Here is a 13592-nt window from a genome sequence, read left to right as displayed (position 1 = left end):
ACAAACAAAGAAACCTCATGCGAAAGCATGGGGTTTTTTTGTCGTCTGCGGTTTAAGGAAAAACGGCCGGACGCCGCCCGGATCGGGCGCTGCGCGCCGCGTCCCGGGAATATCCAGCGACCAGCGACCAAACCGAACAAGCCTTCCCCTGACATATACGGTAAACTAGTGCAGATTTTGCATCAGGAAGCCACTATGAATCACTCCCTTAAACCCTGGAATACCTTTGGCATCGATCGTACAGCCAAAGCAATTGTGCGCGCCGAAAATGAACAACAGCTACTGTCTGCCTGGCAGGATGCCACCGCAGAGGAACAGCCGGTCTTAATCCTCGGGGAAGGAAGCAACGTGCTCTTTCTAAAGGATTATTCTGGTACGGTCATTATCAACCGCATCCTGGGGATTGAGGTCACAGAAACGCCTGAAGCCTGGCATCTACACGTTGGGGCAGGGGAGAACTGGCACCATCTGGTGCAGTTTACGTTAGATAAAGAAATGCCGGGCCTGGAAAACCTTGCCCTGATCCCCGGCTGCGCTGGCTCTTCACCCATTCAAAATATTGGTGCTTATGGCGTCGAGCTCCAGCGTGTCTGCCTGTATGTCGACTGTATCGAGCTGGCAACCGGGCACAAACAGCGGCTTTCGGCCAACGAGTGCCGTTTTGGCTACCGGGATAGTATCTTCAAACATGAATACCAGGATCGCTATGCCATCGTGGCCGTTGGCCTCAGGTTGCCTAAAGTCTGGCAGCCGGTGCTGACCTATGGCGATTTGGCCCGTCTTGACCCAAATACCGTGACGCCTCGACAGGTATTTGATGCTGTTTGCCATATGCGAATGACCAAGCTTCCCGATCCAAAGGTAAATGGTAACGCCGGCAGCTTCTTTAAAAACCCGGTCATTAGCGCGGATAAAGGGCAGGAACTGCTGGCCGCTTTCCCAAATGCGCCGCACTATCCGCAGGCGGATGGCAGCATCAAGCTGGCCGCTGGCTGGCTTATCGATCAATGCCAGCTCAAAGGGAAAACCATCGGTGGTGCGGCGGTACATCGCCAGCAGGCGCTGGTATTAATCAATGACCACCATGCAACCAGCGACGATGTGATCGATCTTGCTCACTACGTCCGCCAGCGGGTTGGCGAGATGTTTAACGTCTGGCTGCAGCCCGAAGTCCGCTTTATTGGCGCAACCGGTGAAGTTAACGCTGAGGAGGCGATTGCATGAGGGACAACACCATTCCCCTGACCCTGATATCTATTCTGGCTGACGGCGAGTTTCATTCCGGAGAGCAGCTCGGCGAACGTCTGGGAATGAGCCGGGCTGCAATCAATAAGCATATTCAGACGCTTCGCGACTGGGGAGTTGATGTCTTTACCGTCCCAGGTAAAGGCTACAGCCTTCCGGAACCGGTGCAATTATTAAATGAAGAGCTGATTGCCGGACAGATCGACCAGGGCCGCGTCACCGTGCTGTCAGTGATTGATTCCACAAACCAGTATTTATTGGACAGGCTTAACGAGCTTCAGTCTGGCGATGCCTGCGTTGCGGAATATCAACAGGCTGGGCGCGGTCGCCGCGGGCGCAAGTGGTTCTCACCCTTCGGTGCGAATCTCTATCTTTCCATCTACTGGCGACTGGAGCAGGGACCTGCCGCAGCGGTAGGCCTGAGTCTGGTGATTGGCATTGTTATTGCTGAAGTACTTCAGAGCCTCGGCGCCGATAAGGTACGCGTCAAGTGGCCAAACGATCTGTACCTTCAGGACCGGAAGCTGTCCGGCATCCTGGTGGAACTGACGGGAAAAACGGGCGATGCGGCGCAGATAGTGAGCGGTGCAGGGATCAATCTGGCGATGCGACGCGTGGAGTCTGATGTTGTCAATCAGGGCTGGATTAGCCTGCAGGAAGCCGGAGTCTCTATCGATCGTAATGCGCTGGCCGCACGCCTGATTAAAGAGCTACGGGCGGGACTGCAGCTGTTTGAACAGGAAGGGCTGGCTCCTTACCTGTCGCGCTGGGAAAAATTAGATAATTTCCTCAATCGCCCGGTTAAGCTTATTATCGGAGACAAAGAAATCTTCGGGATTTCCCGTGGCATCGATACTCAGGGAGCATTATTACTTGAGCAAGATGGGGTGATTAAACCATGGGTTGGTGGTGAAATATCGCTACGCAGCGCCGAATAAATAACAGGGAGCCGAGGCTCCCTTTTTTATTTCCGCAAGCGGACCTCGTCGACCGAATGGTTGGCGCTCTTGGTCATTATCAGACTCGCTCTTTCACGAGTTGGTAGGATGTTTTCTTTAAGATTCAGCAGGTTAATCTCATTCCATAGCGAAGTGGCTATATTGACGGCTTCATCTTTCGAAAGCTTTGCATAATTATGGAAATACGAGTCAGGATCGGTAAATGCGCCTTCACGGAATTTTAGAAAACGATTGATATACCAGCTCCGCAGCATTTCTTCCGGCGCATCAACATATATAGAAAAATCAACGAAATCAGAAACAAATACATGATGCGGATCGTGCGGATAATCCATCCCGCTTTGTAAAACATTTAATCCTTCAAGAATTAAAATGTCCGGCTGGGAAACCGTCTTATCGCCATCGGGAATAACATCATAAATCAGGTGTGAATAGACGGGGGCTTTAGCGTTAGCGATACCTGATTTCAGATCGGAGACGAACTTGACCAGACGGTGCATATCATAAGACTGCGGGAAGCCCTTCTTCTTCATCAGGCCGCGTTCTTTCAATACGGCATTAGGATGCAGAAAACCATCGGTGGTGATCAATTCAACGTGCCGATGCTCTGGCCACCGGCTAAGCAGCGCCTGCAGCACGCGCGCGGTTGTACTTTTACCTACCGCGACGCTACCGGCGATGCTGATGATATACGGAATACGCTGACCGTTGGTACCAAGAAACTGTTCCAGCACGGCCTGACGACGCAGGTTGGAACTGATATAGAAATTAAGCAAACGCGACAGCGGCAAATAAATTTCCGCGACTTCTTCCAGCGAAAGATCTTCGTTGATGCCTTTTAACCGCGTGATTTCTTCCTCTGTTAGCGTCATCGGAACGGAATCACGAAGTGCAGCCCATTGGTTGCGGTTAAATTGTAGATAAGGTGTCATTAACGTTTGCTCTTTTTTGCTCATAAGCATTTTCTTACCATCGCCAAATTAAAGACAGGCGCAGATGCTTCACATAAGTTAATCAGGACAATGGGCAGGAGGGTAACACCAGATTGCAGGGAATAATAAGAAAAAAACGCATTGAATGATGCTTTCTCACGCCAACATCACAAGAGTGAAATTTGTGAATAAAGGACGTCAAAGCTGATGCGGGGGCAAACGGCGGCGGGCTGTAAACGGCGATGATGCAGTCAACGCGTCGCTCAGGCCAATCAGCTATCCACTATATAGCAGAGAGCAAAGTGACTTTATCGTGCCGGAGGCGCGGCAAAAGCTATGCCGCTGCACCAAAATGCGATCTTTACCTATCCGCAGCGGGCTTTGAATGGAAATATTGCGAGAGGAATGGTGTTTTTTTGTTCTTCATCGATTGAAATTACACCGCTTTTTGGTGTTTGAGAGCAAAATATGAGCGATAGAACGATTTATGCAATTTTTTAGTTGCATGAATCCGCAGGTCTCCCTAAAATGCGCGCTACTTGATGCCGACTTAGCTCAGTAGGTAGAGCAACTGACTTGTAATCAGTAGGTCACCAGTTCGATTCCGGTAGTCGGCACCATCAAGTGCCTGGTGGGGTTCCCGAGCGGCCAAAGGGAGCAGACTGTAAATCTGCCGTCATCGACTTCGAAGGTTCGAATCCTTCCCCCACCACCATCTTTCGGCAACGCTTTGCGGAGCCAGAGTTGATTGGTTAAGCTAATCAGCTCAAACAAAGAAAAGAGATAACTCTCTTTTTTTTGTTATAGAAAGAACTGGGTAGCCGAGTTTCAGGATGCGGGCATCGTATAATGGCTATTACCTCAGCCTTCCAAGCTGATGATGCGGGTTCGATTCCCGCTGCCCGCTCCAGACGTGCTGATATGGCTCAGTTGGTAGAGCGCACCCTTGGTAAGGGTGAGGTCCCCAGTTCGACTCTGGGTATCAGCACCACTTCTTTATCTCTCCTTCCCTGTTTCTCTCTATTCTATTGCATTCAACAAGTCGGGCATGTTGCCTGGTTGATGTGGTGATATCACCGATTTATCCGTGTCTTAGAGGGACAATCGATGTCTAAAGAAAAGTTTGAACGTACAAAACCGCACGTTAACGTCGGTACTATCGGCCACGTTGACCATGGTAAAACAACGCTGACTGCTGCAATCACTACCGTTCTGGCTAAAACCTACGGTGGTTCTGCGCGCGCATTCGACCAGATCGATAACGCACCGGAAGAAAAAGCTCGTGGTATCACCATCAACACTTCCCACGTTGAATATGACACCCCGACTCGCCACTACGCACACGTAGACTGCCCGGGCCACGCCGACTATGTTAAAAACATGATCACCGGTGCTGCTCAGATGGATGGCGCGATCCTGGTTGTTGCTGCGACTGACGGCCCGATGCCGCAGACTCGTGAGCACATCCTGCTGGGTCGTCAGGTAGGCGTTCCGTACATCATCGTGTTCCTGAACAAATGCGACATGGTTGATGACGAAGAGCTGCTGGAACTGGTTGAGATGGAAGTTCGTGAACTGCTGTCTCAGTACGATTTCCCGGGCGACGACACTCCGATCATCCGTGGTTCTGCTCTGAAAGCGCTGGAAGGCGATGCAGAGTGGGAAGCTAAGATCGTTGAACTGGCTGGCTACCTGGATTCTTACATCCCGGAACCAGAACGTGCTATCGACAAGCCGTTCCTGCTGCCTATCGAAGACGTATTCTCCATCTCCGGCCGTGGTACCGTTGTTACCGGTCGTGTAGAGCGCGGTATCGTTAAAGTTGGCGAAGAAGTTGAAATCGTTGGTATCAAAGACACCGCTAAGTCTACCTGTACCGGCGTTGAAATGTTCCGCAAACTGCTGGACGAAGGCCGTGCTGGTGAGAACGTTGGCGTTCTGCTGCGTGGTATCAAACGTGAAGAAATCGAACGTGGTCAGGTACTGGCTAAGCCGGGTTCTATCAAGCCGCACACCAAATTCGAATCTGAAGTTTACATCCTGTCCAAAGATGAAGGCGGCCGTCATACTCCGTTCTTCAAAGGCTACCGTCCGCAGTTCTACTTCCGTACAACTGACGTGACTGGCACCATCGAACTGCCGGAAGGCGTAGAGATGGTAATGCCGGGCGACAACATCAAAATGGTTGTTACCCTGATCCACCCGATCGCGATGGACGACGGTCTGCGTTTCGCAATCCGTGAAGGCGGCCGTACCGTTGGCGCGGGCGTTGTTGCTAAAGTTCTCAGCTAATCGCTGATAACATTTGACGCAATGCGCAATAAAAGGGCATCATTTGATGCCCTTTTTGCACGCTTTCGAACCAGAACCTGGCTCATCAGTGATTTTTTTTGTCATAATCATTGCTGAGACAGGCTCTGTAGAGGGCGTTAAATCCGAAACGCAGCAGAGCATTTCGGTTTGGTTGCCTCGCTCTCGCGGGGCAAAATTATTTGTCTGAATTCTTGTGACAGGTTGGTTTATGAGTGCGAATACCGAAGCTCAAGGGAGCGGGCGCGGCCTGGAAGCGATGAAGTGGACGATCGTTGCCGTGCTGCTGATTGTGGCCATCGTAGGCAACTTCCTTTATCGTGACATTATGCTGGCAGTGCGTGCGCTGGCCGTGGTGATTCTGATCGCTGCTGCCGGTGGCGTCGCGCTGTTAACCACAAAAGGTAAGGCGACCGTAGCTTTCGCCCGTGAAGCGAGAACCGAAGTCCGCAAGGTAATCTGGCCTACTCGCCAGGAGACGTTGCACACCACACTGATTGTTGCCGCGGTAACTGCGGTAATGTCACTGATCCTGTGGGGACTGGATGGTATTCTGGTTCGCCTGGTATCCTTTATCACTGGCCTGAGGTTCTGAGATGTCTGAAGCTCCTAAAAAACGCTGGTACGTCGTTCAGGCGTTTTCCGGTTTTGAAGGTCGCGTAGCTACCTCGTTGCGTGAACATATCAAATTACACAATATGGAAGAGTTGTTTGGCGAAGTCATGGTTCCGACCGAAGAAGTGGTCGAAATCCGTGGTGGCCTGCGCCGTAAGAGCGAGCGCAAATTCTTCCCGGGTTACGTTCTGGTCCAGATGGTGATGAACGACGCAAGCTGGCACCTGGTGCGCAGCGTACCGCGCGTGATGGGCTTTATCGGCGGTACATCTGACCGTCCTGCGCCGATCAGCGACAAAGAAGTCGACGCGATCATGAACCGTCTTCAGCAGGTTGGCGATAAGCCGCGTCCTAAAACGCTGTTCGAGCCGGGCGAAATGGTCCGCGTCAGCGATGGTCCGTTTGCTGACTTCAACGGCGTTGTTGAAGAAGTTGACTACGAGAAGTCCCGCCTGAAGGTTTCTGTTTCGATCTTTGGCCGTGCGACTCCGGTCGAGCTGGACTTTGCTCAGGTAGAAAAAGCCTAAGCGACGATCAAAAAAGCAGCGATTTAATCGTTGCATGAGGCGCGAAATTGACATACAATTTCGCGCCTTTTGTTTTTATGGACCCTGTGTCCGTAAGACGATATTGATAACGGGGAGCCTTTCTAAAGGCGTTATACCCAAACGAGGAAATTTAAATGGCTAAGAAAGTACAAGCCTACGTCAAGCTGCAGGTTGCAGCTGGTATGGCAAACCCGAGCCCGCCGGTTGGTCCAGCACTGGGTCAGCAGGGTGTGAACATCATGGAATTCTGTAAAGCGTTTAACGCCAAAACAGAATCCCTGGAAAAAGGTCTGCCGACTCCGGTTGTTATTACCGTTTACGCTGACCGTTCCTTTACCTTTGTTACCAAGACCCCGCCGGCTGCTGTTCTGCTGAAGAAAGCTGCAGGCATCAAGTCTGGTTCCGGTAAGCCGAACAAAGATAAAGTAGGTAAAATTTCCCGCGCTCAGCTGCAGGAAATCGCGCAGACCAAAGCTGCCGACATGACTGGTTCTGACATTGAAGCGATGACTCGCTCCATTGAAGGTACTGCACGTTCCATGGGCCTGGTAGTAGAGGATTAAGAAATGGCTAAACTGACCAAGCGTATGCGCGTGATCCGTGACAAAGTTGATGTGACTAAACAGTACGACATCAACGAAGCTATTGCTCTGCTGAAAGAGCTGGCCACCGCTAAATTTACCGAAAGCGTAGACGTTGCTGTTAACCTCGGCATCGACGCTCGTAAATCTGACCAGAACGTCCGTGGCGCAACAGTACTGCCGCACGGTACTGGCCGTTCCGTTCGCGTAGCCGTATTTGCCCAGGGCCCGAACGCTGAAGCTGCTAAAGCTGCAGGCGCCGAGCTGGTAGGTATGGAAGATCTGGCAGACCAGATCAAAAAAGGCGAAATGAACTTCGACGTTGTTATTGCTTCCCCGGATGCAATGCGCGTTGTTGGCCAGCTGGGCCAGGTTCTGGGTCCACGTGGCCTGATGCCAAACCCGAAAGTGGGTACCGTTACTCCGAACGTTGCTGAAGCTGTTAAGAACGCTAAAGCAGGCCAGGTTCGCTATCGTAACGACAAAAACGGCATCATCCACACCACCATCGGTAAAGTGGACTTTGACGCTGACAAACTGAAAGAAAACCTGGAATCCCTGCTGGTTGCGCTGAAAAAAGCAAAACCGACTCAGGCGAAAGGCGTTTTCATCAAGAAAGTTAGCCTCTCCACCACCATGGGTGCTGGCGTTGCCGTTGATCAAGCTGGTCTGAGCGCTTCTGCGAACTAAGATTAGCTTTACGTGGGCGGTGGATTTGTCTACAATTCTACCCCCACGATTCTGCTACGTGCAGAACGCTATCCGAGATAGTCAGGTTGTAGCAAGGCGGCAACTGAGTGAATCTCCGGGAGCATAGTGAACTATGTAACCGGTGTGAGCGAAGACAGCCAACGCCGGCACGGCGCTGAATAGCGAAGGGTAGAAAGAATTTGTTCGTTGGAGCCTGGCCTATCCAGGCCTCCGTCGAAGACCGCAGGTGTTTCGTAAGAAACTTAATGCCCTGCGTAGACGGTGACAGAACGCTAAGATTATTTTTGGATACTCTGGCTTGTTTCTGCTCACCGTATTTAAGACGCTCTATTCGTTGAGTAGAGTGAAGTGAGTTCCAGAGCATGAGCTCTGGCAAACATCCAGGAGCAAAGCTAATGGCTTTAAATCTTCAAGACAAACAAGCGATTGTTGCTGAAGTCAGCGAAGTAGCCAAAGGCGCGCTGTCTGCAGTAGTTGCGGATTCCCGTGGCGTTACTGTAGATAAAATGACTGAACTGCGTAAAGCAGGTCGTGAAGCTGGCGTTTACATGCGTGTTGTCCGCAACACCCTGCTGCGCCGCGTCGTTGAAGGTACTCAGTTCGAGTGCCTGAAAGACACGTTTGTTGGTCCGACCCTGATTGCATACTCTATGGAACACCCGGGCGCTGCCGCTCGTCTGTTCAAAGAGTTCGCGAAAGCGAATGCAAAATTCGAGGTTAAAGCCGCAGCCTTTGAAGGCGAGCTGATCCTGGCGTCGAATATCGACCGCCTGGCAACTCTGCCGACCTACGACGAAGCAATTGCACGCCTGATGGCAACCATGAAAGAAGCTTCGGCTGGCAAACTGGTTCGCACTCTGGCTGCTGTACGCGATGCGAAAGAAGCTGCTTAATCGCAGATTTCTTTATAAAGCACTCGCTTACGTATAAACTTATTCTGATATTCAGGAACAATTTAAATGTCTATCACTAAAGATCAAATCATTGAAGCAGTATCCGCTATGTCCGTAATGGACGTTGTTGAGCTGATCTCTGCAATGGAAGAAAAATTCGGTGTTTCCGCTGCTGCTGCTGTAGCTGTAGCTGCTGGCCCGGCTGAAGCTGCTGAAGAAAAAACTGAATTCGACGTAATTCTGAAAGCTGCTGGCGCTAACAAAGTTGCTGTAATCAAAGCAGTACGTAGCGCAACTGGCCTGGGTCTGAAAGAAGCTAAAGACCTGGTAGAATCTGCACCTGCTGCCCTGAAAGAAGGCATCAGCAAAGATGACGCAGAAGCACTGAAAAAATCTCTGGAAGAAGCTGGCGCTGAAGTTGAAGTCAAATAAGCCAACCTTTCCGGTTGCAGCCTGAGTAATCAGGCTGATGGCTGGTGACTATTTAGTCACCAGCCTTTTTGCGCTGTAAGGCGCCAGTAGAATTTCACACTGTTTGACTGCTGGTTGTCCTGACAATGCATGTTTCTATCGACGACTTAATATACTGCGACAGGGTGCTCGCTCTGTGTAAATCGCGACGAAATGGTTTAAGCGTGATAGCAACAGGTATTGCGGAAAGTGTTCCATTTTCCGGTCCACAAAATAGTGTTGCATAAAAAACTGCCTTTCTGAGGCAGACGGGTCGACTTGTCAGCGAGCTGAGGAACCCTATGGTTTACTCCTATACCGAGAAAAAACGTATTCGTAAGGATTTTGGTAAACGTCCACAAGTTCTGGACATACCTTATCTCCTTTCTATCCAGCTTGATTCGTTCCAGAAGTTTATCGAGCAAGATCCTGAAGGGCAATATGGTCTGGAAGCAGCCTTCCGTTCCGTGTTCCCGATTAAAAGCTACAGCGGTAATTCCGAGCTGCAATACGTCAGCTACCGTCTGGGCGAACCAGTATTTGATGTTAAAGAATGTCAGATCCGTGGCGTGACCTATTCGGCACCGCTGCGCGTAAAACTGCGTCTGGTGATCTACGAGCGTGAAGCGCCGGAAGGCACCGTTAAAGACATCAAAGAACAAGAAGTCTACATGGGCGAAATTCCGCTCATGACCGACAACGGTACCTTTGTTATCAACGGTACTGAGCGTGTTATCGTTTCTCAGCTGCACCGTAGCCCGGGCGTCTTCTTTGACAGTGACAAAGGTAAGACTCACTCTTCCGGTAAGGTCCTGTATAACGCACGTATCATCCCTTACCGCGGTTCCTGGCTGGACTTCGAATTCGATCCGAAAGACAACCTGTTTGTCCGTATCGACCGTCGTCGTAAGCTGCCGGCAACGATCATCCTGCGCGCGCTGAATTACACCACTGAGCAGATCCTTGACCTGTTCTTCGAAAAAGTGGTCTTTGAAATTCGCGACAACAAGCTGCAGATGGAGCTGATTCCGGAGCGTCTGCGTGGTGAAACCGCGTCCTTCGACATCGAAGCGAACGGTAAGATCTACGTAGAAAAAGCACGCCGTATTACCGCTCGCCATATCCGCCAGCTGGAAAAAGACGATATTAAGCTTATCGAAGTTCCGGTTGAGTACATCGCGGGTAAAGTTGCTGCTAAAGACTATGTCGATACAGCGACCGGCGAACTGATCTGCCCGGCGAACATGGAGCTGAGCCTTGATCTGCTGGCCAAACTGAGCCAGTCCGGTCATAAGCGCATCGAAACTCTGTTCACCAACGATCTCGATCACGGTGCGTACATGTCTGAGACTGTACGCGTCGACCCGACCAACGATCGTCTGAGCGCGCTGGTAGAAATCTACCGCATGATGCGCCCGGGTGAGCCGCCGACTCGTGAAGCGGCTGAAAACCTGTTTGAGAACCTGTTCTTCTCCGAAGACCGCTACGATCTGTCCGCGGTTGGTCGTATGAAGTTCAACCGTTCTCTGCTGCGTGACGAAATCGAAGGTTCCGGTATCCTGAGCAAAGACGACATCATTCAGGTGATGAAGAAGCTCATCGGTATCCGTAACGGCATTGGCGAAGTCGATGATATCGACCACCTCGGCAACCGTCGTATCCGTTCCGTTGGCGAAATGGCGGAAAACCAGTTCCGCGTTGGCCTGGTTCGCGTAGAGCGTGCGGTTAAAGAGCGTCTGTCCCTGGGCGATCTGGATACCCTGATGCCTCAGGATATGATCAACGCCAAGCCGATTTCTGCAGCAGTGAAAGAGTTCTTTGGTTCCAGCCAGCTGTCTCAGTTTATGGACCAGAACAACCCGCTGTCCGAGATTACGCACAAACGTCGTATCTCTGCACTCGGCCCAGGCGGTCTGACCCGCGAGCGCGCAGGCTTTGAAGTTCGAGACGTACACCCGACCCACTACGGTCGCGTATGTCCAATCGAAACGCCTGAAGGCCCGAACATCGGTCTGATCAACTCCCTGTCCGTGTATGCACAGACTAACGAATACGGCTTCCTCGAGACTCCGTATCGTAAAGTGACTGACGGTGTTGTAACCGACGAAATTCATTACCTCTCTGCTATCGAAGAAGGTAACTACGTCATCGCTCAGGCGAACTCCAACCTGGATGACGAAGGCCACTTTGAAGAAGACCTGGTAACGTGCCGTAGTAAAGGCGAATCCAGCTTGTTCAGCCGTGACCAGGTTGACTACATGGACGTATCCACCCAGCAGGTGGTTTCCGTCGGTGCGTCCCTGATCCCGTTCCTGGAACACGATGACGCCAACCGTGCATTGATGGGTGCGAACATGCAACGTCAGGCGGTTCCGACTCTGCGCGCTGATAAGCCGCTGGTTGGTACCGGTATGGAACGTGCTGTTGCCGTTGACTCCGGTGTTACTGCGGTCGCTAAACGTGGCGGTACCGTTCAGTACGTGGATGCATCCCGTATCGTTATCAAAGTTAACGATGATGAGATGTATCCGGGCGAAGCTGGCATCGACATCTATAACCTGACCAAGTACACCCGTTCTAACCAGAACACCTGCATCAACCAGATGCCTTGCGTGTCCCTGGGTGAGCCAATTGAGCGCGGCGACGTGCTGGCAGACGGTCCGTCCACCGACCTCGGTGAACTGGCGCTCGGTCAGAACATGCGCGTAGCGTTCATGCCGTGGAACGGCTACAACTTCGAAGACTCCATCCTCGTCTCCGAGCGCGTGGTTCAGGAAGATCGTTTCACCACGATTCACATCCAGGAACTGGCGTGCGTGTCCCGTGACACCAAGCTGGGGCCGGAAGAGATCACCGCTGATATCCCGAACGTGGGTGAAGCTGCGCTCTCCAAACTGGACGAATCCGGTATCGTTTACATCGGTGCAGAAGTGACCGGCGGCGACATTCTGGTTGGTAAGGTCACACCGAAAGGTGAAACCCAGCTGACGCCAGAAGAGAAACTGCTGCGCGCGATCTTCGGTGAGAAAGCGTCTGACGTTAAAGACTCTTCTCTGCGCGTACCGAACGGCGTATCGGGTACCGTTATCGACGTTCAGGTCTTTACCCGCGACGGCGTTGAGAAAGACAAGCGTGCGCTGGAAATCGAAGAAATGCAGCTGAAGCAGGCGAAAAAAGACCTGTCTGAAGAACTGCAGATCTTCGAAGCTGGCCTGTTTGGTCGTATCTACGCGGTGCTGGTCTCCGGTGGTGTTGAAGCTGAGAAGCTCGACAAGCTGCCGCGCGATCGCTGGCTGGAACTGGGCCTGGCCGACGAAGAGAAACAAAATCAGCTGGAGCAGCTGGCTGAGCAGTACGACGAACTGAAACACGAGTTCGAGAAAAAACTCGAAGCGAAACGCCGTAAAATTACCCAAGGCGACGATCTGGCACCTGGCGTGCTGAAGATTGTTAAAGTGTATCTGGCCGTTAAACGTCAGATTCAGCCTGGTGATAAAATGGCAGGCCGTCACGGTAACAAGGGTGTTATCTCTAAGATCAACCCGATCGAAGATATGCCTTACGATGAAAACGGCACGCCGGTAGACATCGTACTGAACCCGCTGGGCGTACCGTCTCGTATGAACATCGGTCAGATTCTGGAAACCCACCTGGGTATGGCTGCGAAAGGCATCGGCGAGAAAATCAACGCCATGCTGAAACAGCAGCAGGAAGTCGCCAAACTGCGCGAATTCATCCAGAAAGCGTACGATCTGGGTACAGACGTTCGCCAGAAGGTCGATCTGAATACCTTCACCGATGATGAAGTTCTGCGTCTTGCTGAAAACCTGAAAAAAGGTATGCCGATCGCAACGCCGGTATTCGACGGTGCGAAAGAGTCTGAAATCAAGGAACTGTTACAGCTGGGTGGCCTGCCGACTTCCGGTCAGATTACCCTGTTCGACGGTCGTACCGGCGAGCAGTTCGAACGCCAGGTTACCGTCGGCTATATGTACATGCTGAAACTGAACCACCTGGTTGATGACAAGATGCATGCGCGTTCTACCGGTTCTTACAGCCTGGTTACTCAGCAGCCGCTGGGTGGTAAGGCTCAGTTCGGTGGTCAGCGCTTCGGTGAGATGGAAGTATGGGCGCTGGAAGCTTACGGCGCGGCATACACCCTGCAGGAAATGCTTACCGTCAAGTCTGATGACGTTAACGGTCGTACCAAGATGTATAAAAACATCGTGGACGGCAACCATCAGATGGAACCGGGCATGCCGGAATCCTTCAACGTACTGTTGAAAGAGATTCGCTCGCTGGGCATCAACATCGAACTGGAAGACGAGTAACTCTCGCTCAAACAGGT

The 13592-nt window shown here is 51.7% G+C and carries 11 protein-coding genes and 4 tRNA genes; 14 read left to right on the top strand and 1 reads right to left on the bottom strand.

All coding sequences use genetic code 11. The features are described from left to right. Nucleotides 1-195 precede the first annotated feature (195 nt). Together murB and birA are read left to right on the top strand one after the other, a co-directional pair. Nucleotides 196-1224 (top strand): UDP-N-acetylmuramate dehydrogenase, encoded by a 1029-nt coding sequence (murB, locus tag M2416_RS26870; protein ID WP_135185494.1) that lies wholly within the window; start codon nucleotides 196-198, stop codon nucleotides 1222-1224. Then, nucleotides 1221-2183, top strand: coding sequence for a bifunctional biotin--[acetyl-CoA-carboxylase] ligase/biotin operon repressor BirA (gene birA, locus M2416_RS26865; RefSeq protein ID WP_041143533.1), 963 nt, complete (start codon nucleotides 1221-1223; stop codon nucleotides 2181-2183). Before murB ends, birA begins: the two co-directional genes overlap by 4 nt. A gap of 26 nt (nucleotides 2184-2209) precedes the next feature. Here birA and coaA read toward each other — a convergent pair whose 3' ends face one another. Continuing rightward, nucleotides 2210-3160, bottom strand: a complete 951-nt coding sequence (coaA, locus tag M2416_RS26860) for a type I pantothenate kinase (protein ID WP_115193801.1) — start codon at nucleotides 3158-3160, stop codon at nucleotides 2210-2212. Between the two features lie 520 nt (nucleotides 3161-3680). Between coaA and M2416_RS26855 the strand changes: the two genes are divergently transcribed. The 12 genes from M2416_RS26855 to rpoB all read left to right on the top strand — a co-directional run bounded on the left by M2416_RS26855 (nucleotide 3681) and on the right by rpoB (nucleotide 13575). Then, a tRNA-Thr gene (locus M2416_RS26855) sits at nucleotides 3681-3756 on the top strand. Nucleotides 3757-3766: 10 nt separating this feature from the next. Continuing rightward, a tRNA-Tyr gene (locus M2416_RS26850) sits at nucleotides 3767-3851 on the top strand. A gap of 120 nt (nucleotides 3852-3971) precedes the next feature. Next, a tRNA-Gly gene (locus tag M2416_RS26845) sits at nucleotides 3972-4046 on the top strand. A 5-nt stretch (nucleotides 4047-4051) separates the two neighbouring features. After that, a tRNA-Thr gene (locus tag M2416_RS26840) sits at nucleotides 4052-4127 on the top strand. A gap of 116 nt (nucleotides 4128-4243) precedes the next feature. After that, nucleotides 4244-5428, top strand: a complete 1185-nt coding sequence (gene tuf / locus M2416_RS26835; protein ID WP_041142972.1) for an elongation factor Tu — start codon at nucleotides 4244-4246, stop codon at nucleotides 5426-5428. A gap of 229 nt (nucleotides 5429-5657) precedes the next feature. After that, on the top strand, nucleotides 5658-6041 hold the full coding sequence (gene secE / locus M2416_RS26830; protein ID WP_041143536.1) for a preprotein translocase subunit SecE: 384 nt from the start codon (nucleotides 5658-5660) through the stop codon (nucleotides 6039-6041). Nucleotide 6042: 1 nt separating this feature from the next. Beyond that, nucleotides 6043-6588, top strand: coding sequence for a transcription termination/antitermination protein NusG (gene nusG, locus M2416_RS26825; RefSeq protein WP_041143537.1), 546 nt, complete (start codon nucleotides 6043-6045; stop codon nucleotides 6586-6588). 155 nt (nucleotides 6589-6743) lie between these two features. After that, a complete protein-coding gene (gene rplK / locus M2416_RS26820) occupies nucleotides 6744-7172 on the top strand; it encodes a 50S ribosomal protein L11 (protein WP_041143538.1) in 429 nt (142 codons plus the stop codon). A 3-nt stretch (nucleotides 7173-7175) separates the two neighbouring features. Beyond that, the gene (rplA, locus tag M2416_RS26815; protein ID WP_041143539.1) at nucleotides 7176-7880 is read left to right on the top strand and encodes a 50S ribosomal protein L1; all 705 of its coding nucleotides are present in this window, start codon (nucleotides 7176-7178) and stop codon (nucleotides 7878-7880) included. 416 nt (nucleotides 7881-8296) lie between these two features. Next, nucleotides 8297-8794, top strand: a complete 498-nt coding sequence (gene rplJ / locus M2416_RS26810) for a 50S ribosomal protein L10 (RefSeq protein WP_041143540.1) — start codon at nucleotides 8297-8299, stop codon at nucleotides 8792-8794. 66 nt (nucleotides 8795-8860) lie between these two features. Then, on the top strand, nucleotides 8861-9226 hold the full coding sequence (gene rplL, locus M2416_RS26805; protein ID WP_004118416.1) for a 50S ribosomal protein L7/L12: 366 nt from the start codon (nucleotides 8861-8863) through the stop codon (nucleotides 9224-9226). Between the two features lie 320 nt (nucleotides 9227-9546). Then, a complete protein-coding gene (rpoB, locus tag M2416_RS26800; protein WP_041143541.1) occupies nucleotides 9547-13575 on the top strand; it encodes a DNA-directed RNA polymerase subunit beta in 4029 nt (1342 codons plus the stop codon). Nucleotides 13576-13592 lie beyond the last annotated feature (17 nt).

Source organism: Klebsiella sp. BIGb0132, assembly GCF_024810075.1.
Taxonomy (GTDB): Bacteria; Pseudomonadota; Gammaproteobacteria; order Enterobacterales; family Enterobacteriaceae; genus Klebsiella; species Klebsiella terrigena.
Note: the sequence above shows the minus strand (reverse complement) of the source record. Positions and strands in the feature narration are given on the sequence as shown.